The organism is Roseivivax sp. THAF30 (genome assembly GCF_009363575.1).
Classification (GTDB): Bacteria; Pseudomonadota; Alphaproteobacteria; order Rhodobacterales; family Rhodobacteraceae; genus Roseivivax; species Roseivivax halotolerans.
Map to the genome: position 1 here is coordinate 2,658,128 of NZ_CP045389.1, position 20,992 is coordinate 2,679,119.

Annotated in this window: 23 protein-coding genes and 2 tRNA genes; 8 read left to right on the plus strand and 17 right to left on the minus strand. The window is 63.4% G+C overall.

Features of this window, described 5'->3' with window-relative positions; all coding sequences use genetic code 11:
* Positions 1-41 precede the first annotated feature (41 nt).
* Positions 42-344, plus strand: coding sequence for an SH3 domain-containing protein (locus FIU91_RS12795; protein ID WP_152462751.1), 303 nt, complete (start codon positions 42-44; stop codon positions 342-344).
* A gap of 48 nt (positions 345-392) precedes the next feature.
* Here the strand turns inward: FIU91_RS12795 and FIU91_RS12800 are convergent, their stop codons facing one another.
* From FIU91_RS12800 to FIU91_RS12825, 6 genes are all read right to left on the minus strand, one after another.
* A complete protein-coding gene (locus tag FIU91_RS12800; RefSeq protein ID WP_152462752.1) occupies positions 393-1,127 on the minus strand; it encodes a GNAT family N-acetyltransferase in 735 nt (244 codons plus the stop codon).
* Between the two features lie 150 nt (positions 1,128-1,277).
* Positions 1,278-1,353, minus strand: a tRNA-Thr gene (locus tag FIU91_RS12805).
* Between the two features lie 45 nt (positions 1,354-1,398).
* Positions 1,399-3,129, minus strand: coding sequence for a SulP family inorganic anion transporter (locus FIU91_RS12810; protein ID WP_152462753.1), 1,731 nt, complete (start codon positions 3,127-3,129; stop codon positions 1,399-1,401).
* Positions 3,130-3,203: 74 nt separating this feature from the next.
* Entirely contained in the window at positions 3,204-4,088 is an 885-nt protein-coding gene (locus tag FIU91_RS12815; protein WP_152462754.1) for an MBL fold metallo-hydrolase, read from the minus strand.
* Between the two features lie 26 nt (positions 4,089-4,114).
* Positions 4,115-4,324 carry a DUF2892 domain-containing protein gene (locus FIU91_RS12820; protein WP_093010735.1) on the minus strand — a complete coding sequence of 70 codons (210 nt, stop codon included), beginning with the start codon at positions 4,322-4,324 and terminating at the stop codon, positions 4,115-4,117.
* A 66-nt stretch (positions 4,325-4,390) separates the two neighbouring features.
* Positions 4,391-5,089 (minus strand): Crp/Fnr family transcriptional regulator, encoded by a 699-nt coding sequence (locus tag FIU91_RS12825; RefSeq protein WP_152462755.1) that lies wholly within the window; start codon positions 5,087-5,089, stop codon positions 4,391-4,393.
* A gap of 186 nt (positions 5,090-5,275) precedes the next feature.
* Between FIU91_RS12825 and FIU91_RS12830 the strand changes: the two genes are divergently transcribed.
* The 3 genes from FIU91_RS12830 to FIU91_RS12840 all read left to right on the plus strand — a co-directional run bounded on the left by FIU91_RS12830 (position 5,276) and on the right by FIU91_RS12840 (position 7,566).
* On the plus strand, positions 5,276-5,827 hold the full coding sequence (locus FIU91_RS12830) for a hypothetical protein (protein ID WP_152462756.1): 552 nt from the start codon (positions 5,276-5,278) through the stop codon (positions 5,825-5,827).
* A 234-nt stretch (positions 5,828-6,061) separates the two neighbouring features.
* A tRNA-Ser gene (locus FIU91_RS12835) sits at positions 6,062-6,151 on the plus strand.
* A 143-nt stretch (positions 6,152-6,294) separates the two neighbouring features.
* Complete coding sequence (locus tag FIU91_RS12840) at positions 6,295-7,566, plus strand: tyrosine-type recombinase/integrase (protein ID WP_152462757.1); 1,272 nt, start codon at positions 6,295-6,297, stop codon at positions 7,564-7,566.
* Here the strand turns inward: FIU91_RS12840 and FIU91_RS19455 are convergent.
* The 7 genes from FIU91_RS19455 to FIU91_RS12870 form a co-directional block, all read right to left on the minus strand.
* Positions 7,548-7,718, minus strand: coding sequence for a hypothetical protein (locus FIU91_RS19455; protein ID WP_172975006.1), 171 nt, complete (start codon positions 7,716-7,718; stop codon positions 7,548-7,550). The two genes, FIU91_RS12840 and FIU91_RS19455, sit on opposite strands and share 19 nt — an antisense overlap.
* A 120-nt stretch (positions 7,719-7,838) precedes the next feature.
* Positions 7,839-8,168, minus strand: coding sequence for a DUF2190 family protein (locus tag FIU91_RS12845; RefSeq protein ID WP_152462758.1), 330 nt, complete (start codon positions 8,166-8,168; stop codon positions 7,839-7,841).
* Position 8,169: 1 nt separating this feature from the next.
* A complete protein-coding gene (locus FIU91_RS12850) occupies positions 8,170-8,391 on the minus strand; it encodes a phage head-tail joining protein (RefSeq protein ID WP_005978338.1) in 222 nt (73 codons plus the stop codon).
* On the minus strand, positions 8,391-10,154 hold the full coding sequence (locus FIU91_RS12855; protein WP_152462759.1) for a prohead protease/major capsid protein fusion protein: 1,764 nt from the start codon (positions 10,152-10,154) through the stop codon (positions 8,391-8,393). Before FIU91_RS12855 ends, FIU91_RS12850 begins: the two co-directional genes overlap by 1 nt.
* On the minus strand, positions 10,141-10,326 hold the full coding sequence (locus FIU91_RS12860; protein ID WP_152462760.1) for a hypothetical protein: 186 nt from the start codon (positions 10,324-10,326) through the stop codon (positions 10,141-10,143). The genes FIU91_RS12855 and FIU91_RS12860 overlap by 14 nt, the downstream gene beginning before the upstream one ends.
* Positions 10,316-11,692, minus strand: coding sequence for a phage portal protein (locus FIU91_RS12865; protein WP_152462761.1), 1,377 nt, complete (start codon positions 11,690-11,692; stop codon positions 10,316-10,318). The genes FIU91_RS12860 and FIU91_RS12865 overlap by 11 nt, the downstream gene beginning before the upstream one ends.
* 3 nt (positions 11,693-11,695) lie before the next feature.
* A complete protein-coding gene (locus FIU91_RS12870; RefSeq protein ID WP_152462762.1) occupies positions 11,696-12,250 on the minus strand; it encodes a hypothetical protein in 555 nt (184 codons plus the stop codon).
* An 828-nt stretch (positions 12,251-13,078) separates the two neighbouring features.
* Here FIU91_RS12870 and FIU91_RS19460 point away from each other — a divergent pair.
* On the plus strand, positions 13,079-13,240 hold the full coding sequence (locus tag FIU91_RS19460; RefSeq protein WP_172975007.1) for a hypothetical protein: 162 nt from the start codon (positions 13,079-13,081) through the stop codon (positions 13,238-13,240).
* Here the strand turns inward: FIU91_RS19460 and FIU91_RS12875 are convergent.
* Genes FIU91_RS12875 through FIU91_RS12885 form a run of 3 tightly spaced genes read right to left on the minus strand, consistent with a single transcriptional unit; the run spans position 13,237 to position 16,032 of the window.
* Positions 13,237-13,767, minus strand: a complete 531-nt coding sequence (locus FIU91_RS12875; protein WP_152462763.1) for a hypothetical protein — start codon at positions 13,765-13,767, stop codon at positions 13,237-13,239. The genes FIU91_RS19460 and FIU91_RS12875 overlap by 4 nt on opposite strands.
* Positions 13,767-15,539 (minus strand): phage terminase large subunit family protein, encoded by a 1,773-nt coding sequence (locus tag FIU91_RS12880; RefSeq protein WP_152462764.1) that lies wholly within the window; start codon positions 15,537-15,539, stop codon positions 13,767-13,769. Before FIU91_RS12880 ends, FIU91_RS12875 begins: the two co-directional genes overlap by 1 nt.
* Complete coding sequence (locus FIU91_RS12885; RefSeq protein WP_152462765.1) at positions 15,532-16,032, minus strand: hypothetical protein; 501 nt, start codon at positions 16,030-16,032, stop codon at positions 15,532-15,534. The genes FIU91_RS12880 and FIU91_RS12885 overlap by 8 nt, the downstream gene beginning before the upstream one ends.
* 207 nt (positions 16,033-16,239) lie before the next feature.
* On the opposite strand from FIU91_RS12885, the gene FIU91_RS12890 reads away from it, so the two are divergent.
* Positions 16,240-16,710, plus strand: a complete 471-nt coding sequence (locus FIU91_RS12890; protein ID WP_152462766.1) for a DpnI domain-containing protein — start codon at positions 16,240-16,242, stop codon at positions 16,708-16,710.
* Between the two features lie 118 nt (positions 16,711-16,828).
* Here FIU91_RS12890 and FIU91_RS12895 read toward each other — a convergent pair whose 3' ends face one another.
* The gene (locus tag FIU91_RS12895; RefSeq protein WP_152462767.1) at positions 16,829-18,811 is read right to left on the minus strand and encodes an AAA family ATPase; all 1,983 of its coding nucleotides are present in this window, start codon (positions 18,809-18,811) and stop codon (positions 16,829-16,831) included.
* A gap of 502 nt (positions 18,812-19,313) precedes the next feature.
* Here FIU91_RS12895 and FIU91_RS12900 point away from each other — a divergent pair.
* Complete coding sequence (locus tag FIU91_RS12900; RefSeq protein WP_152462768.1) at positions 19,314-19,910, plus strand: TetR/AcrR family transcriptional regulator; 597 nt, start codon at positions 19,314-19,316, stop codon at positions 19,908-19,910.
* Positions 19,907-20,992 (plus strand): efflux RND transporter periplasmic adaptor subunit, encoded by a 1,086-nt coding sequence (locus FIU91_RS12905; RefSeq protein WP_152462769.1) that lies wholly within the window; start codon positions 19,907-19,909, stop codon positions 20,990-20,992. Before FIU91_RS12900 ends, FIU91_RS12905 begins: the two co-directional genes overlap by 4 nt.

Here is a 20,992-nt window from a genome sequence, read left to right on the forward strand (position 1 = left end):
CCCGGCTAGCCTGCTCCTGAGGCAGATAACAGGAGAAGCTCATGCGCGGTGCACTTCCGCTCACGCTGGTATTCGGCGTTCTGGCAGGCTGCGGTGGCCCGGTGACCGAGGCTGTCGATTTTCGGGAAAGGTTCGAAGTCTACGGCGTCGAAGAGGACGACATGCTGAAGCTGCGCGGCGGTCCCGGCATCGGCTTCGATGTCTATGCGGGTCTTCCGAACGGCACGATCCTGCGTGTCGACAGCTGCCAGCAAACCGGCGGCACGCGCTGGTGCAAGGTCGCGCTCGATCGCGCGCCGGGGCTGACCGGCCATGTCTCGGCGGCGTATCTGCGAGAGTTGTAGATCGGGCGACGACCGCCATGCGCCACGGCGATCGGAACCGGGCGAGGCTCAACTGTCGTCTCGCACCTTTCGCAGAAGCGTCCAGCCCGGCCTTTGATCCGGCCGCTCGATCACGAAGCCCGCCTTGCCCAGGACACGCAAGGACGCCGTATTTTCGTCCTTCGCACGGGCAATCAGGGATGTAAGGCCGGGATGATCCTTCAGGCACCGCGCCGCGAACGAGGGCACCGCGACGCTGGCCAAACCCTGCTTCCAGTAGTCCCGGCCGATCCAGTAGCTGATTTCGGCGGTCTGCGGATCATCCGGGTCGACCTCGAAGAGCACCCTGAGTTGCCCGACGGGTCTCCCGTCCTTCAGAAGCGCGAACACCCTATGATGGTTGCTGCTGTTCGAGACCTCGATCAGAGCCGATGCCATCTCTTCCGTGAGCGGGTCCGGGTAGGGTTCGGTCATGTTCTCCCAGATCAGCGGATCGTCAAGAAGCTCCCGGTAGCGGGGGAGATCGGTTTGCGACCAGCTTCGGAGTTGCAGACGATCCGCGACACTCGGCTTGCTCCCGGCACGGATGTCGTTTTGCAGAACGGGTTTCGCGACGTGAAGATCGTCCTCGACACCGGCGGGAACCCATCCGCCCTGAAGCGGGTCAAAGGCCATTGCCGCGCCTTCATGTTTGCACAGCGCGACATCTTCGAAGGTCAGAATTCCGTCCGACCGGCGTCGGTCGAGCCGTACGCCCGTACCATCGGAACGCGCAATCCAGCTTCGATCTGCTGATCGTGTCATCGGTCTGAACCCAACTCCTTTTACCGGTGAGCAAACGGTAAACCGATTTTCAGGGCTGCCAATCAAACAATCTGGTTATCTCGGCGTGAGCAATCGGCGCTCCGTCAGGGCGCGACAAGGCAACCTTGGATTTTCGGGAAAAGCGAGTCCTGGTGCCGGCAGAGGGACTCGAACCCCCGACCCACTGATTACAAATCAGTTGCTCTACCAGCTGAGCTATGCCGGCACCGTGGCGGCGGTTTAACCGCCGCCGGTTGCGCGCGCAATAGGGCTATTGGGCTGCGCGCGGTGGCTTTTGGCGGGTCAGCGCGTCCCAGGCATCGTGCTGCGACAGGAACACCTCGCCGTTCAACTCCGCGAGGAAGTGCGTGGCTTTCAAACGATCCATGACCGGCCCCTTCACCTCGGAGAGGTGCAAGCCGATTCCGAGCGCCAGCAGCATCTCGTTGATCGCCTCTAGGCTTTCGAGCGCCGAGTAATCCACATTGTTCACCGCCGAGAACATCAAAATCACGTCGCGGACGCTCTCATCGGCCACAACCCGGTCTTGGATCAGGTCTTCGAGAAAACGGGCGTTCACGAAATAAAGGCTCTCGTCGATACGCAGCGTGACGACGCGGGCATCGGTCTCGACGTTGTGGCGGTTGATGTTGCGGAAATGCTGGGTGCCCGGCACCCGGCCCACCTCGGCGACGTGCGGCTTCGCGGTGTTGTAGAGGTGGAGCGCGATGGACAGCAGAACGCCCGAGGCGACCCCGATCTCCACCCCGAGCCCGAGCGTCAGCACGATGGTCGTGGCGACGGCGGCGAAATCGCGGGGCGAATAGCCCCAGGTGCGTTGGAGAATCGATAGATCGACAAGGCTGAGCACCGCGACGATGATCGTCGCCGCAAGCGTCGCTTTCGGCAGGAAGAACACGAGGGGCGTGAGGGCAAGCGCGGCGATGGCGAGGCCAATTGCGGTGAAGGCGCCTGCGGCGGGGGTCGCCGCGCCAGCGTCGAAATTCACGACAGAGCGCGCGAAACCACCCGTCACCGGATAGCCGCCGGTAAAGGCCGCGCCGATGTTCGCCGCGCCGAGGCCGATCAGCTCTTGGTCGGGCTGGATGCGCTGCCGACGCTTGGCCGCGAGCGTCTGCGCGACCGACACGGATTCCACAAAGCCGATGATCGAGATCAGGATAGCCGGCACGGCGAGGTCGCGCAGCAGCGCGGGCGAGAGGTCGGGCATGGTCAGCGGCGGCAGGCTTTGCGGCACTTCGCCGACGATGGCGACACCGCGATCCGCGAGACCGAGCGCCCAGACCGCGAAGGTCGTCGCCACCACCGCAAGAACAGGACCGGCCTTGGTCGCTATGTCAGCAGCTCGGTTCGGCACGCCGAGGCCCCGCAACGCTGGTTTCAGACCGCGCCGCACCCAGAAAAGAAAGCCCGTCGCCGCCACGCCGATGACGAGCGTCGCCAGATGCGTGTCGCCGAGATTGGCCCAGAGCGATCCCAGCATTTCCGGCAGCGTATGCCCTTGACCTTCAATCCCAAGAATGTGCCTGAGCTGGCTCGTCGCGATCAGAATGCCCGACGCAGTGATGAAGCCCGCGATCACCGGATGGCTCAGGAAGTTGGCGAAAAAGCCAAGCTTGAACACTCCCATGAGAAGCAGGAACCCGCCCGAGAGAAGCGCGAGCGTCAATGCCGCTGCGACGTATCCTGCAGTGCCTGCCTCGGCCACCTGCCCCACCGCCGACGCCGTCAGCAAAGAGACGACCGCGACAGGCCCCACCGCCAGCGCGTTCGACGTGCCGAAAAGCGCGTAAAGCAGGATTGGAGCAATCGACGCATAGATCCCTGCTTCGGGCGGCAATCCCGCCAGAAGCGCATAGGCCAGCGATTGCGGGATCAGCATGATCGTGACGATCACCGCCGCGATCATATCGTTCGACAGCGCATCGCGATCGTAGCGGCGGCCCCAATCCAGGATCGGCAGGTATCTCGACAGGCGCATTCCGCCCCCTCAATTCAGTTTATTGGGCGGGCGGACCGAAGCCCACCCGCCATACATAGCTCAAAGAACCCGCATCAAAGCGTGTTGATCGGCACCTTCAGGAACCGCTTGCCGTCCGCATCTGCGGGAGGCAGCTCGCCGGCACGCATGTTGACCTGCAGCGACGGGATGATGAGCTTCGGCATCTCGAGCCCTGCATCCCGTTCGGTGCGGAATTTGACGAACTCCTCTTTCGTCTTGCCGCCGCCGACATGGATGTTGTGCGCCTTCTCCTCGGCGACACTCGTCTCCCACAGGATCTCGCGACCGCCCGGCCCGTAATCGTGACACATGAAGAGCCGCGTCTCGTCCGGCAGGGCCAGAACCTTCTGGATCGAATCGAAAAGCTCGCCAGCATCGCCACCGGGAAAGTCCGCCCGTGCCGAGCCTCCATCGGGCATGAAAAGCGTATCCCCGACAAAGGCGGCATCGCCCATGACGTGGGTCATGCAGGCTGGCGTATGGCCGGGCGTGTGGATCGCGCGGCAGGTCATCCCGCCGACCTCGTAGGTGTCTCCATCCTCGAAGAGCCGGTCGAATTGCGAGCCGTCGCGCTGGAACTCCGTGCCTTCATTGAAGACTTTGCCGAAGGTGTCTTGCACGACCGTGATCTTTGCCCCGATCCCGAGTTTGCCGCCGAGCTGCGCCTGGATATAGGGCGCGGCAGACAGGTGATCGGCGTGAACATGCGTCTCGATCAGCCAGTCGACCGACAGATCGTTCTGCCGCACAAAGGCGATGATCTCGTCGGCATGGTCATAGCTGATCCGGCCCGCCGCGTAGTCGATATCCATAACGGAATCGACGATGGCGCAGGCATTCGAGCCGGGATCCTTCACGACATAGGAAATCGTGTTCGTCGCCGGATCGAAAAAGCCGGTCACCTCGGGGTGCAGCAGAGTGTCGGTCTGGTCCTTCATATCGTTCTCCATACTTTCACACAGCTTCAGCAATCGCGGCAGGTCTTGATGCCGACGAGGCTGTAGAGCGGACAATTCCCGACAAGCGTCGTCAGCACGAATACGGCCGCGACGCCGATCGCGAGCCAATGCAGGAGGCCGGTCGCCGCGAAGGACGTGCCGAACGCAACGTAGAGAAGAATAAGCGCCACGACGATACGCGCGGCCCGGTCGAAAGTGCCCATGTTCTTGGTCATCTTGGTCTCCTTGGACTCACCATGACCCCTGATTGCACGGAACGCGTCCGCGCGACGGTGACTTCGTCACAGACCCGACACGGAGGCATGGTCGGAGCGGGCAAGCCGGCTCAGCGCTGATCTGTCCCGAAGCTGCACCTTGCCCCTCGCCTGCTCGATCCAGCCGCGACGATGAAATTCACCCAGAGTGCGCGAGATCACCTCACGTGCAGTGCCCAGCTCGGTTGCGAGAACCTGGTGCGTGGCGTGGATCGCGCCTTGCGCGTCGGCAAGCTCCAGAAGTCGCGCGGCAAGGCGCACGTCCATCCGCTGGAAGACGATGTCGTCGATCAGCGCGAAAAGATCGGTGATCCGCCGCGAATAGGCGGTGAAGACGAACTCGCGAAAGACCGGCGAGCGTGCCACGAGATCGTCGAAGGTCGCGCGCGGAATGGCGACGGCGGTCACATCGGTCTCGGCGACACCATCGGCGGCGTAATCCTCGAAGGCCAGCATGCAAGCCGTCGTCAGAACGCAGCTCTCGCCGGCATGAACGCGGTAAAGAAACACCTCGCGGCCCGTCTCCGAGGCTTGCGAGACACGCACCGTTCCTTCGAGCAAAAGCAAAAGGTTGTCCGCTGACTGGCCCGGCCCGAAAACCGCGGCTCCGCTCGGCAGGGTCACGATGGCACTGCCCGAGGCGAGCGTCTGGCGCAGATCGGGAGGCAGACGCCGCAACCCGTCGAAACGGTCGATCCAAGTTGTCTCGGCAGCGGGGGTGTTCATCTTCGGGCCTTTCGAGTCACGGCGACATATTCATGTTTTCAAATACGATTTGCAATTGGCCGATCGACGCACCGTCGGACTTCCGTGACGCGTCGCCTCAAACCGCATCCGGCTTATATCGGCTCGACAAAGCCGTGCCATGCAGGCACCAATTCCCGGACGCGGGATTGCGACAAGGAACGGTCGATGCGACGATTTCTGACAGGGCTTCTTTGGCTTGCCGGTCTTCTGGCACTCACCGCCTGCGCGGGCACGCCGACGACAGAACCTGCCGATACCCGTGCCTTGGCGGCCGAGATCGCGGCGCTTGGACCCGATGTCGACCCTGCCGAAGCCGCGCGTGCGGCCGAGATCGCCTCCTCCTACGCATTGCAACTCGCCGCCGAATGGCAAGTGACCGACCCGCCGCTCGTCCATAACGCGAAAGTGCTGCACGGTCTGCGTGACAAGGGGCTCTGCAACGATTGGGCCGAAGCGATGATCACGCGTCTGCGGCAAGAGCGCTTCGAGACGTTGGAGATGCATTGGGCGACCTCACCGCCCGAAGGCTTCCGGGTCATCCATCATTCGGCGGTCATCAGCGCCCGCGGCGCAGAGCTCGACGACGGTGTGTTGCTGGACCCCTGGCGCGGCGGCGGGACGCTTTTCTGGGCCCCGCCCCCGGAAGACACTCGTTACGATTGGTATCCGCGCATGGAGGTTCGTGCCGCCCGCGAGGCTGCGCGCGCCTCGCGCTGACGGTAAAGGGTGACCGATCTCTCAGGACGTCGCACGACCCGGCGACGGAAAAACGCGTCCCTCGCCCGAAAGCACGTGGGCCGCGACGATATCTGACAAGATCCTCTCCATTTTCGCTCACCCGCCCTTTCCTTTCCGCGCTATTTCAAGGGCTTGGCAGTGTCCGGGACCAGTCCTCCAAAGATTGAAGTTTTGCCTTGTAAATCCAACGCTTGGACCGCTATACGCGTCGGCGGAGACGTGGCCGAGTGGTCGAAGGCGCTCCCCTGCTAAGGGAGTAGGCGGGAAACCGTCTCGAGGGTTCGAATCCCTTCGTCTCCGCCACCAAAACCCGCCTTGTTTTGGATATTTACCCAATAAAAACAAGATGTTAACCCTCCACGCCCTGCGCGCGGTCCGTCGTTTTGCCTTGTTTTGCAACACCTTTCGCCGCACAATCCGCGCACACTACCAGCGGGGAAACGGCCATGACCATCATGAAGCGGGGCAGCACTTACCACCTGCGCAAGCGCGTGCCGCGCCGCTATGAGGGCGTGGAAGAGCGCAAGAGTATTTGGGTCAGTCTGCACACGGACTCCCTTACCGTCGCGCAACAGAAAGCCCCTATCGCGTGGCAGCACATTGTCGAAGGCTGGGAAGCCCGGCTTGCCGGTGACACCAGCGACGCGGAAAAGCGTTTTGAGGCGGCCAAGAATCTCGCCGCCGTTCGAGGTTTCCGCTACCTGCCCGTTGCGCGCGTGGCCGAGCTGCCCCGCAAAGAGCTGGTGCAGCGCATGGAAGCCGTGATCGGCAAAGACGGCGAACCGGACATGCGCGAAGCGGCTGCCCTTCTGGGCGGCGTGAGCGAACCGCCGATCACTGTGACTCGGGCGCTGGAACTCTATTGGGGCTTGGTCGCGGACAAGACGCTTGGCAAAAGCCCCGACCAGCTCCGCCGCTGGGAAAACCCACGCAAGAAAGCCGTGAAGAACTTCGTGGACGTGGTAGGCGACAAGGCCATTGGCGAGATTACCGGCGACGATATGCTGGAATTTCGCGACTGGTGGTTTGATCGGATGCGCGAACAAGGACTCACGCCCAACTCTGGCAACAAAGACCTTATCCACCTTGGCGACGTGCTGAAGACCGTGAACCGCATGAAGCGGCTCGGGCTGGTGCTGCCCCTCTCCGATCTCAGCTTCAAGGAAGGTGAGGCACAGCAGCGCCCGCCCTTCTCCGAAAGCTGGATACGCGACAAGCTCTTGGCCGCCGGGGCGCTGGACGGGCTCAACAAAGAAGCCCGCTGCATCCTTCTGGCAATGGTCAACACAGGGGCGCGGCCGAGCGAGCTGGCGGCCCTCACAAGCGATCAGATCCGGCTTGGCGCGGCCACACCGCACATTTCGATTGAGCCCGTCGGACGCCAACTCAAGACGCGTAACGCGCGCCGCGTCATCCCCCTGACAGGCGTGAGTCTCAAGGCTATGGCGCAATGCCCCGACGGCTTCCCCAAATATCGCACCAGCTCCGCCAGCCTCTCGGCCACGGTCAACAAGTATCTCCGGGCCAACAGGCTCTTGGAGACGCCGGGACATTCTCTTTACGGATTGAGGCATAGCTTTGAAGATCGAATGTTGGCGGCGGGGATTGATGAACGGATCAGGCGTGACCTTTTCGGCCACGCCCTTGACCGCGAACGGTATGGCAAGGGGGCGTCCCTTGCAGACTTGCAGAGGTTGATTCAGCGCGTCGCGCTTTGAATGAGGGCGCGTGCCCGGGCCACCACGTCATTGGCGGCGATAGCTTCCAGCTCGGCAATGTCGGACTCTATGCGCTCGAAGATCGGGGCATAGACAGGATCGGCCACCACCAGCTTTGCAGCGACTTCACGAAGCCGCTTCAGTTCTTCCAACTCCATCTGTTGATACCAAGGGCAAGCGCATTGCGTGGAGAGTAGACGCGCCGCACATGGCTGGCGGGATGGTCAGTCCCGCGTTGAGAGGCCGAGCGGTCCCAACACCCGGCCCCTTGCTCAGAACGTGCCGTTGAGGCGGACGCGGACGGTCCCGGACGGGTTGCCCGCTGCCGAGACGGCCACGCCGATCTTGGTGTTGCCGCTGGCGGTGCTGGTCACAGCCCCGTCGGACGTGCGGAAATAGACCGCATCGCCCACCGCCAGTTCGTCGGTGGAGACCTTGGGCATCTCGAAGACGCCTTCCGTCACCAGCACCAGCGGCTCGCCAATGGCGGCGTCCCCCGATGCAATGCCGAAGAGATTGCCGAGCTTCACGCCATCGCCAGAGCTGGCGGCGGCCACGGCGGTGACGGTCAGGTTGTCACCGGGTTGCACAAAGTTGCGCATTTCAGGTTCCTTTCGAGGTTCGGAAATGAAGGGTGGTCGGCGTCCGACGCCCGGCCAGCTCGGCAATTTGCCGGTCCAGCGATGCAAGAGCGGCGGCCATCTGGGCGTCGGACTTGTATTCGACTTCCTCGCCATTCTGGTCGCGGAAGCGCCGCACGCCGCCCGCACGCGCCGTCAGAAGCGCGTCACGGGCTTGCGTGAGCTGGTCGAGCGTCAGGGCCATCAGGAAGTCGCCACGCGCTGTGCGCCGCGCCAGTCGAGCCAGCCCGCGCCGAAGTCGAGGAAGCCCCGGAAGGACAGCCCCAGCGTGTCCCAGCTTTCGCGGCGCTGGACTTGCACGCCCTCGGCCCCACTCAGGTAGGCGTAGCGCAGGCAGGCCAGACGGGCCGGGTCCGCGAAAAGATACCACGTGCCCGTCGGTAGACGCGGTTCCACCAGCAGCTTCAGCTTGCCCGCGAAGGGGTTCACGTCCGCCGTGGTGCCGGGCTGGATCGCGGCAAGGATTTCCTCGGCCTCGGTTTCCAGATCGGCGGGCACCAGCAGGTAGCGCGGCGGCGCGTCGATGATGGTCTTGCCATCGGTGCCGGTGCGCAGGCGCATGGCTTCGCGGTTCTCGGTCAAGGTCGCTTTGGACGGCAGCCCGGCGGTGTCCGCGATGTTGCCCCGGCTGGCGTCGAAGACGGGCGTGCCGTCGCGCATGTCCGGGTTGCCGGTCAGCATCGCCACCACGATCGCCGCTTCCGTCTGGGCAGCCGCTTCGCCAAAGGCGCGCACGGTGTCAGACAGAAGATTCAGGTCATCATTGATGATGAGGTTGCGGGTCAGGTCGATCCGGCGGCCAAAGGTCTTGAGGTTGATGGACTCGCCCTCTTCGGCCCGGCTGGTGGCGGTGAACTCGCCATTCTCGGCCATCTCTTCCAGTTCGCCCATTTCGCCAAGGCGGATTGCCGTGCTGGTCTTGAAGTCCCGGAGCGTCTGCTTGCGGCAAAGCGCCTTCAAGTGGCTTTCGGCGGCTCGGTAGGACGCCATCGCGGTCTTGCCCGTCGCGTCCATGACGGTCAGGGCGAAGTCGCTGGTGCCGTGCGCGGCGGCGCGGTGCAGCACTTCGTCCCGGCTCATGCCGCGCGTGCTGGTGCCCATGCGCTCCACGGCTTCGCGGGCCATGTCCATCAGGCTCACGTCGGCATAGGTGCGCGATGCCTCGGGCAGCTCTTCCAGCCCGCCCATGCGATAGGCCAGCGCCTCGGCCTGCCGGGTGCGGATGGTGGCCGGGTCTTCGTTCGAGCCATGCACGCGGACCACGGGGGCCGAGCGACGGGTTTGCTGGGCGTCGAAGACGGCAGCCTTGGCGGCGGTCATGTCGGCTTCGTCGTCAATGAGCTGGTCGGCCAGCTCCGGGCCAAGCCCGGCAGCGCGGACAAGCCCCCGGATGTCGCTCCGGCGTTGCGCTTCCGCCTCTTGCGGCGAAAGGGTTTCGATAGTCTCGGGCATGGGTTCCTCTTTCTGCCGTAGACGGGCGGACGGGTCCGCCGGGTTGGAGGTCAACGTGACCTCAGTGAGACGCCACCCGGTCGGGCTCTTCACCCGGCCTTGCGGCGTATTCCGTTCGGTCCAGCCCGAGACGCGGTAGCCGATACTGACTCCGCTCACGGTGCCGTCCGCGATCCGCTGGACCACGGGGGCCGCGTCTTCGGCGCTGGTGATTTCGAGCACGGCCACCACGGCGTCGCCTTCCACGGCGATGGACCGGACGCGGCCAAGCTGGTCGCGGACAGAGGCGGTGCGGTGCGAGTCCAGGACGGGCAGCCCGTCAGCGCCCGACAGGTCCAGCGTGTCAGCGGTCAGCACTTCCAGAAACGGCCCCCGGGCGTCGCGCCGGATCACGGGCGACGGCGTGGCGATCACGGCGGACACGGTGCGCGTCTCCGGGTCATAGCTGTTGGGGCGGGTCGTGGTGCCCCGCGTCAGGGCGTTATCGAGGGGCAAGGCGGGCCTCCGTGCGTTTGAAGGTGTCGGTGTCGCGGGTCATGAGCTTGCCCGAGCGGGGGCAGCGCACGGCACTGGCGCGGGCGAGGTTCATGGTCAGCTTCGGGCCGTAGCGGTCAGTGCGCGCGCCGGTCTCAGTCACCAGCTTTCGCCACGTGAGGTCATTGGTCACTGGCTGCCCCCTTGGTGCTGAAGGACAGGCCAAGGTCGGCTTCCCGGGCGCGGTCAGTCGCAATTTCCCGGTCCAGCGCGGCGGCGTCCCAACCAAGTTCGTTGACCGCTTGCGAGCGGCTGGTGAGCCCAAGGCGCAATGCGGTTTCGACAGCCTCCAAGTCCTTTGCTGGATCAACCCACGGCTGGCGAGGCATTATCCATTCGGCCCGAAGGTCGGCGGGGACGTCCAATCGCCCCGCGACCACTTCGCCCACCAGCCAGCGCCGCCAGATCGGGCGCAAGAGCTGGGGCGCGAGGGTGGCATATTGCACCTGTTCAACGCGCTGGCGGAACGTCACAAGCGCAGCGCGCAGGCTCGAATAGTTGGCGTTCGACACGTCACCGCTCACAAGGTGCTCGGGCAGCCCGAGCGCAGCGGATAGCGCCAAGAGATATTGCCGAGTGAACGCCGGGGCGTCTTTCATTGCTTCCGGGCTAGTAAAGCGTATGTCCGTGCCCCCCGGCAGGACGCGGACAGTCCCCGGCTCAAGGGAAATATCGCCCCCGGAGTCGGGGAAGGCTTCGCCCGCACCACCCATGTTCGTGGTGTCAGTAACGAAGCCCGCAAAGAGCGCGGAAACCTTGGCAGAGACCAGTTGCGCGTCGGTAAGCTGGTCCAGTTCGGAAGCGGTCAACACTGCGGGGGCAAGCCAGCTCAGGCCCCGCACCTGTCCAGCAGCATCAGGTTGGAAGACGTGCATCACATCGGCAGCGTCCACGCGGACGGAAGGGGTGTAGGCCGCAAAGTCGCCCGACGGGCGGTCGGGCAGTATCCAATAGGCGAGCCGCCGCCCGTCGGCGTCCATCTCCACGCCCTGATAGATTTCCCGGCCATCGCTCAAGCGGACCGATTTTGCGCGATCCAGATGCGCCGGGGGCACCACTTGCAGGCGCAGGCCGTCTGCTTCGTCGCGCAACAGGACCAGTGCTTCGCCATCAACGACAAGATGCCGGACAATCCCACGTTGCAGGCCCCAGAGGTCTGTCCGCCCCGCGTGGTCGGCTTCATCTGCCCACGCCTCAAAACTGGCAGCGACGCGCGCGTTTTCATCGGCATCTTCGGAAACAGGAGTCGGGCGGATACCTGTTCCCACCAATGCCGTGACCCAATTGGATACGCCATTCGCGCACCACGGGTTATTCGAGGCTAGGTAGTTGGCGCGGCGCGCGGTGATCTCGCCCCCCGCGCCCACTTCCAAATTGATCGGCCCCATTTGCCCCATACCAGAGGCACGACGCGGCGAGCCAGTTGCAGCGTCAAGCGACCGGACGGCCACCGAAGCGGCTTCGCGCTTGAAGGGATTGAGGCGGGACAGCAGGGACATGGCTTAGTGCGCCTTCCCCATGCGGTCGATACGCGCCGCCAGCTCCGGGAAGAGCGGATCGACGGCTACCAGAAGACTCGCCAGCGGGACAGCATCGGCGGCAAGGGTCATGCCCTCGCCAAGCTCGCCGTGGTCGCCATGCGAAAGCGCGGCGCGGCAATTGACGGTGCCGGAGGGCTTCTGTTGCCAAGCCACGTGCAAGGTGAAGCCGGGCGGCGTCTGAGGGGCCGTCGCGTATTCGCTCCACATCCATTCGGCGGGGCTCTCCGGCGGGTTCTCGCCCTCGCCCGGACGCCACGTCTGAAGGCGCGTCGCAGCGGCCTGCATGGCCTCTTTGGAAAGGCCGCCAAGGTCCACCATGCGGGACAGGACAGCGGCGGTCACAGCGTCGCCAGTCGAGAAAAGCAGCGTGCCCCGGCCATCGCTATCGGAGCGGTGGCGGGTGACGATGTAGCCCTTGGCGACAAAATTCTTGATGCGCAGGCGGGCGGAGTCAGGAGACAGGGCTTCGCTTGCGATGAGTTGCCCGAGCTGGGCGGCGGTAAAAGTCTGGGTCACGGAAACCTCCATAGGTTGCCCCGCGACCATGCTGCCGAGTCGTTCGGAAGTCAAGGATTCGGTTTTTTTGGAATCTGATATTGTGGAATCAGTCTTTGCCCGCTATTGTTAGGGCGTCAGTTATTCGAGTGGCTGACAATCGAGAGCCGTAGTGCCCGGGCGGGGGCTCATCCTCACCCGTCCGGGCACGCAAGGAATTTGCCGGACCTCGCCCGTGGTCTGGCAGATACGGGGGGCGCGGTAGTCCCATGCTAGTCAAGCGCCCCCCACTTTCACAGAGAGAGAGCCGATGCACACGAAGCGCCAAAAAGAAGAAGCGGTGACTCTTCGGGATGTTTATCGCGCAACCCCGAGCGCACGAGCGCGACTAGTTGGGAAGATGTATGAAGACGGGTGCGACGTTGCCGAGTTTCGCGAGGCTCTGGAGTTGATACTCGGACAATCGAAAGATTACCTAAGCGCGATAGAAGTTGCAGGTGGTTTCCCGGGCTTAGTGCTGTGGTGCCTTTACGCAGAATTTCCGACTGCGCACCTTCCAGAGGAACCCACGATATATCGTGGCGGGCGTTGCTCAGCCGAAGAGCTGCAAGACGGCCTCTCTTGGACGACGCGCTTCGATTGCGCTGCATGGTTCGCCATGAGGAAGACCGGAATTGATCGAGCTCCGACTGTAATCTCTATGACTGTCTTTCGAGAAGATATAATCGCCGTCTTGGATGGGCGTGGCGAACATGAAGTAATCCCACAAAACATTTACGATGTTCGGCTTGCTGCTCTGCGAGAAATAGAAATAGGTGCCATGCGTTGGCAAAATCGCGAGTAGAGCATATGCCCACAAAGCGCCAAAAAGAGAAAGCCGAACGGAACGCCCAGCGTTTCATTCGGCTTGTCCTTCGCGGCTGGCGGGTGGAGACAATCGAGGAATTGCCCGAAGCCGCCCGCAAGTCGCTCATGCAGCAAGTGGAGTGGAAGCGGAATCGCTTCGATTAGTGCATGGCAAACCCGAATTTAGAAAAGCCGTGACCATCGCCCGGGCGATGTTGAAGCCATTCCATGACCTGACCAAAGATCAGTTCGTGGACTTTCTCGATTTCTGGGCAGTTCTTCCCGTCAAAAGTCGCGTCCAGAGTTTTGCCCGAAACGTCGATATTCACCTTTTCCCCGCGCCGCTTGCATTCAACATGCAAAATCAGATTGTGCTTCGGGAACGCCCCTTCGGACCTTTCCAGAATAACGCCAAAGGCAAACTTGAATGAGCCGTCTGATAGGTGCGACAGCGCGTCCATGAAAAACTTCTCTTCCTCGGTATTGCCGTCTTCATCCACGCTGAAGAACGGGGTGTAGGACTGGCTATAGGTCGTGTTGCCCTCTTTCCGGGAGAAGCTCTTCGGCATTTCCAGATAGTCGCGCAAGCCATTCACAATAAGGAGCGCGAGCGCCTGATTTTCTTCTACATATTTCCGCTCCGCTTCTTTGTAGGTCGAAAACGCGGCGCGCAGTTCGTCGTATTTGCTCATTAGTTCGCCTCAAGCCATTTACTTTTTGCCACGGTAGCGCGGCGCTTGGGCATTGTCACCGCCTGAACCTCTTCGGCGCGGCGGTCCACGCTGGCGTTGACCAGATTGCGCACGGCCATTGCGTAGATGACGCAATCGAGGGATTCAGCCCGGCGGCCCGGGGTGCGTTCCCATTGCCGGATCGGTGCGCCTTTCCGGTAGTGGACCACCAGCCGTTCGGACGCCAGCTCTTCATAGAAGCGCCCTTCCAGCGTGTCAGAGAAGCGGACAGAGCGGCCACGGGTCAGCCGGTTGATTAGCTGCCCCTTGAGCCCGTCCACGCCCACAATGAAGAGCCGCGCGCCCCGGGTGTCGCTGGCCTTGATCGCCTGCCGGTCGCCCGATGCGCCCTTCACGGCATAGATGCGGCGGGCCATGCGGGGGCGGCAGAAGTCAAGCACGCGGGTCATCGTCAGGCCGTCCCCTGCGTCAATTCCCGTGGCGTCCACGCGCAGGAAGCCGCCCTTGGGGTGTTTCCAAACGGTGCGCAGGGCGTCGTCCAGCTCGGCCCACACGTCGTCCCCAAACGGGTCGCCATAGATCACGTCTTGCGCCAAGATGAAGACTTCATCCCGGCCCCAGCCCACGAAGACCATTTCCAGCCGGTCGCGCTGCACGTCCACGCCACAGGTGACAAAGAGCACGTCCCCCGGGATCGCGTCGGGCAGACCGAAAGGCTCGGCCCGGGCGGCCAATGCCGCGTCGTCGATCTCTTCGGCGGCCTCACGCCAGCCTTGGCCCATGAGGGTGTTGGTCCAGACTTGCAGCTTGTCGGGATGCGCCTTCGATTCAAGGAACTCTTGGGCGATCTTGCCCCAAGAGGCGTTCGCTAGCGTGGACACAAGCGCGTTGAGCCGGAAACCGGCGTGGCCCTCCACCTCGGGCCGCGTGATCCGCCAGCGCCCGGCGGCCACCATCGCGGGCTTGTGCCGCTCTTCGGTCACGGCCCCGCAGCTCGGGCAGACATAGGCGGCCTTCAGGGGCTCGCCCTCGGGCCATTGAATGTCCGCCCACATGATTTCGTGGAAGTCGCCGCAGTGCGGGCACGGGCACTCATAGACGCGGGAGTCGCTGTTGGCGTAGCTCCGCAGCACGTTGGACGTGGCCTCAAGCGTCGGGGTGCTGCCCAGCACGATCTTGCGATTAGGGAAGCTCAGTGTGCGGCGCTCGGCCAGCGTGAGGGGCGAGCCCTCGGCCCCCGGCTCCATAGCATCGGCCTCGTCGATCGCCAGAATCCTAATATTGTGCCTTCTAAGATTCCGGGGGCTCTTGGCTGCCACCACCTTGAGGCTGCCACCGGGGAAGCGGCGGGACAGCAGCGTGTTGCGCCCGGCTTCGTCGGTCTCGGCAGACATAAGCCCCTTCAGCTCCGGCGTGGCCGAGAAGATCGGTTCCAGATCGCTCACAACGTAGTCGCGGGCGTCCGCCTCGGTCGGCTGCAAGACCATGATCGGCGCGGGCTCATTGGCGATGTATGCGGCCACGGTGCCCGAAAGCAGCGTGGTCAGCCCGACGCGCACCGGCTTCACCACGGTCACGCGCTCAATGAGCGGGTCGGAAATGGCTTCCGCGATGCCCCGTTGATAAGGCCAGAGCGTGACACGCCCGGGGGTGGCCGAGACGCCTTCAGGCAGCCGCATGGTGCCTTCGATCCAATCGGGCAGGCTCAGGCGCGGCGGCGGCTTCAGCGCGGCCATAGCGTTGCGGCGGGTTCGGGTCAGGGTGTCACTCATGTTCGGCCAGCTCCATCAGCACGTCGCGGACTTCGGCGTCCAGCGCGGCAAGGTCATGCGGGGTCAGGTGGCCGAGCTTGCCAGCGGCCCGGCTCGGCAGGGCGAGGAAGGCGGCGCGCACGTCCCGCAGCACGCCAGCCCATTCGCGTTCCACCTCGGCGGCGGCGATCAGCTCGCCACGGGCTCGGGCGTTCTGGAAGGCGAGCTTGTCCGCGTTCTCTTTCGCCAGCCGGAGCTTTTCGGCGGCCAGCTCGGCGTCGGCCCGGCGGCCCGTAGCCCCCGCTCTGGTGTGGTCACAGTATGCGCGGATCGCGGCCCGGAGCGGGAACCGCTTGTCGGCGTCCCGGGGGATCACGCCTTCCCGGGCGAGGGCCGAAACGCGGTTCCCGGTAAGGCCGACCCATTCCGCCAGCTCGCCAGCGGTGACGGTTTCCGGGTCGGGTGCGAAAACCAGCGCGTCAATCTCGGCCAGCTCAGTTGCGGTAATCGTCATTGCTCAGGGCCTCTCGGTAACGCCGGTAATCTCGGGAACGGCGGGAACGCCGGTAAACTCGGGAATCGGGTTTCCCGTGTGAAATTTTTTCTGAAGAGGGAAACGCCGGGGCTCCGCGTCACCCGCGCTGCGCACCATCAGGAAAGGACCCGTGCCGGAAGTAGGATTATGGTGTAGAGCAGCAGGACAACTGATGAAGGATGAGACATGGCGACAGCACGTCAGCAGCTCGGCACATGGGGAGAAAAACTCGTCGCCAAGGCGTGCGCTTGCCCATCTTGCAAAAAGTCTGGAACGCTTAAGCAGTTGCCGACCAACTTCAAGTGCGCCGATCTCATATGCGACTTTTGTGGTTACCTTGCCCGAGTTAAATCGGCCAACGCAGCAGATGAAACCAGTCTGCCCAAATCGATCTTGGGCGCTGCTTGGGGGCCGCAATCCGAGAGGATGAAGGCGGGGATTTACTTCCCCCTTTTTGTCGTCTTGAGGCGCAAGGGGACGCAAGACTGGGCGATCTACTTCTTGTCGGCTGACCTGCAAATCCCTGAAATGTTCGCGCCACGGAAGCCGCTTTCTCCAAACGCCCGGCGCGCTGGGTGGCAAGGCTACCTGATTGATTGCCATGTCATTCGGGATCGTTTTGTAGTGCTGCATCGTTCTTCGCTGTCCGGGGCGTGAACGGACCGGACACCCGGACACCCCTAAGGGGGTGTGTCCGTGTCTGTCCGGCCTCGCGCCCATTTCTGCCCGGCGGACAAGTCTGGACATGTCCGGAAATGTCCGAGTCTGTCCGGCCCTATACATCGTCAAAGTCCTCGGTGAATTGTTCGTTGTCGCTTTTCCGCTCCACGAATCTGCCGTCTGCGAAAATGACCACTCCTTCCCGGGTCAGGCTTTCTACGGCCCGCTTGAAGGCTTTGCGTCGCGAATCCACATTGTCAGAAGCAGATACTTCGCGCCCGCCAATGCAGGCGTCCCGCCAAGACTCTTCCGGCACGCGCATTGTGCCTCTTCCCAGATCGCGAAGAACGGAAAGAGCCGCGCGGGCACTGGCGGTAAGTTGCGGACTACGAGCACGGCTGGCATTGTCTGCCTCTTCACAGATCGCCGCCGTGATCGCGTCCCCGTCTTCATCGGTGCCGATTTCCCGGACACCCACGGTAAAGGCCAGCTCTTGCTCGGTCGTGCCGTTGCGGTTCTTGGACGGCTTCACGCTCACCACGCCGTGTTCCCGCTTCAGGTAAAGCGCCACGTCCAGCGCGCCGTTCAAGAGGCTATGTCCACGGGGCAGCCCGTCGCCCGCTTTGGTGTCGTGGTGAATCAGCACGACAGCCGCGCCCCACTTGGTCAGGGATCGGGCAGCCGCCACGACTTGCCCCATGCCTTTTGCGTCGTTTTCTTCCAGCCCCGGGAACGCCACGGCCAATGTGTCGATCACGACAAGTGCGGGGCGCCGCTCCTTGACCGCCCGTTGCAGGGCCTTGAGCTGGCCTTGCTTGCTCAGAAGATCGGAGACGTTCGGGATCACTGCGAAATCGGGGGCGTCGCCATGCTCTGCCCTCAATGCGGTCACACGGCCCTGCATCCCGTGTCCGTCTTCCGCTGCCACGTAGAAGACGCCACCAGCCGTCACACGCCGCCCGAAGACTTTGCGCCCCTGCGCGACGGCATAGCAGAGATAAGGGATTAAGAGGCTTTTGCCCGCGCCCGGTGCGCCTACAGCGGCCACCACGTCACCTTGAGCGATGAGTCCCTTTATGATGTAGGCACGGGCGGGGGTGGCGGCACAATCGCCCGGACTAAGGAACACCAAACTATCGCCGCTCTCTGCCCCCGCCCCGGGCACGGGCAGGTCGTCGAAGTCGTCAGCAATCTGCAAAGCATTGAAGGCTTCGCTGTTCCACCCATTGCGCTGCGCCACCCGGATCAGCCCCATGACGCTAGCCTTGGCCCCGGTGTGCGTATCGGGGCGAATCCACTTGCCTTCGGTCTCTTCAAAGCTGTAGCCGCCCCAGCCTTCAGAAAACTTATGGGCCAGCTCGCGCCCGTCTTCACTGCCTCCGGTTTCATCGTGAATCGCACGAATGGCGGCGAACCATGCGCCCTCCGTGCCGTAGAGCTGTTCACGCACCTTTCTAGGGATGGACAGCACGGCGTCGGAGAGGATTTCAAAGGGGATGCCCACCGGCTCGAAGGCGGTCCCCTCGGGTCGCGTCTGAGGCTCAAGCCCTTCGGGCCATTTTGGCGCGAAGCCGATGTTCTGAAGTGTGGCCCACAGGTCCACGTCGCCCGAAACGAAGCGATAGCCATCCGAGCCCGGCGCAGCTGCCCAGCCGCTATTTGCGCGCACGTCCACACCGTCCAGAAGGTCTTGGGCGCTGCATTGTCCCGGCACGTGGGCGCACCAGTGATGCAAGCCGCCGGTGCTGGTCTCTACCACGACGGGAGAGTCCACTTTGATGCCAGCGGCGTCGCAAGCCGCCACGCCGTCTTTCCCATGCTTCCGGTCTAGGTCCACTACGTCGATGCCCGAACGCTCGCCCGTGACAAAGCCAACTTGAGCGTCGGGCCACTTGGTGAACCAGCGTTCAATTCTCCGGGCGTCAGTCGTCGCCTTGTTCGGCCAGTCAGTGATGCGTGGCACCTTCTGCCGCTTCCCGCCCCGATCCACCCAATGCCAAGGCAGAACGGGGATACCTTTCGCGGCCAGATCAAGGGCGGCCTGAAGGTTGTCGTAGACTTGGCGCTTGGGGGCTTTCGGGTTATATTCTTTGTGCATCGTTCAGCCTTTCTTAGATGCCACGGCGCGGGGGCTTGCAGGCCCTGCACGCCAAATTTCAGGTAGCCCGTCCCTTTCGCAGAGGGGGCGGGTTACTCATTTCAGGATAGCGGGAAAGCGGGTTACGTGTCATCGTGACACGGAAGGTGACAATCAGATTTTGCAACACACACTGCAACACATTTTGGGGCGCGCTAGTTTTGCAAGTATTTGATTTTAAACCGTTATTTTCGAAAGCATCAGGATCAGAGCGGACTTCGTATCCGCCATCACGCTTTTCAGCCCGTTTGTATCAGGCGCAACACCGCTCCGAAGGGTCGGGCATGGTGCGTGAAGTCGATGATTTGCTCCAATTCTAGAGTGAGAAAAGCAGCGATGTCCGAGTGGCTCAAAGATCTCTTCACCACCCCCTGACGCGATCCGGACGGGCGCACAGCGGCTGTGCGTTGTTCCGAACGATCCCTTTCTTGACGTCTGTCAAAAAAAGGCAAAGTCATGGCCTATGGATCCCCGACGACACCGCACCCGACTGCGCCTCGAAGCCGCCTTGCGTACGCTCCTTGCAGAGAAGCCGCTCGCCGAAATCTCGGTGGAGGAGCTTTCGCGGCGCGCCGGCACCACGCGGCAGACCTTCTACGGTCATTTCGTCGGGCTTCCCGACATGCTGGAAGCTTATCTCGATGCCCTTCTGGCCGAGATCGAGCGACGCAACGCTGAAATCAGATGCGCGCCCGCGGACGAGGCCGATTTGCAGGAGCTTCACCGGCGGAAGTTCGAGCGTGTCTTTCGCGACCTGCCTCGGGACGATCCGCGCCTGCGCGCGCTTCTTGACGGAGTGCCCGGGCTCGCTCCCGAGGACCGCTTCGCCGAACTTGTCGAGAAGCTGATCGGCGCAACGCCGGAAAACCCTTATTCCTCCGACCCATTGATGCGCCGCATCGCCGCGCGTTTCTATACCGGCGCCTTCGTCTCGGTCGTGCGCCACTGGATCGGCTCGGCCGATCCCCTTCCGCCCGAAGCGATGGCACGGGCCTTCACTACCCTTATCTTTCGCGGCTGGCCCGACATGGCCGGCGCTCACGAACGGACAACCGCATGACACACCTCGTATCCGCCCGGCCCGCCCTTCTTGCTCTCGCCTTGATCCTCGCCCCCGTCCTCGCCCTGGCACAGTCCGAGGAGACAGGCGCCGAACCGCCCGCGATCCGGCCCGCCAAGATGATGACGCTCACGACGGGTGACGTGGCGCTTGAACGCGAATTCTTCGGGCGGGTCGCCGCGAAGGAAACGGTGGACCTCGCTTTCCAGGTCGGCGGTCAGATCGCCGAGTTGCCGGTCAGCGAAGGCACGACCTATCCGGCCGGAACGCTTCTGGCCGAGCTCGATCTCGATCCGTTCGAGCGCAGCGTCCGGCAAGCCGAGGTGCAGCTCAACAAGGCCGAGCGCGATCTGCAGCGCCTCGAGAACCTCTCCAGCGCGACCGTCTCGGAGGTGCAGATCGAGGATGCGCGCACGCAGCGCGACCTTGCGCGGATCGAGCTCGAGAACGCGCAGGAGCGGCTCGACGATGCCACGCTCGAGGCGCCTTATGACGCGCTGGTGGTGCGCCGCGTGGCGGGGCTCTTCTCGACAGTCTCGGCCGGACAGGCCGTGCTGCGCGTATCCGATATGTCCGAGATCCGTGTGAACATCGACGTGCCGGAGATCCTGTTCCGCCGCGCGCAGGATCGCTCCGACGTGGAATTCACCGCCACCCTGCCCGGCCGCGATCAGCGCTTCACGCTCGCACCACGCGAATTCGAGGCCGAGACCGCCGAGGTGGGCCAGACCTACCGCACCACCCTCGCCTTCACCGAGGATCCAGGCGATTACGTCCTGCCCGGCTCTTCGGTGACCGTGACGGCGCGGGCCGCGATGGGCGATCAGAGCCAGATCTCCATTCCCGAGACCGCGCTCGTCTACACGCCCGATCGAACTCCGACCGTCATGGTGTTCACCCCTTCCGAGGAGGACGAAAACCGCGGTCAGGTTCGGCAAGTCACGGTCGAGATCGAGATCGCCGATGACGGCACGGTCGTGATGACCGACGGGCCCGAGCCCGGCACCGAGATCGTCGTGGCCGGGGCGTCAATGATCGAGGACGGCCAGACCGTCCGCCGCTTCACCGCTGTCGGGGAGTGA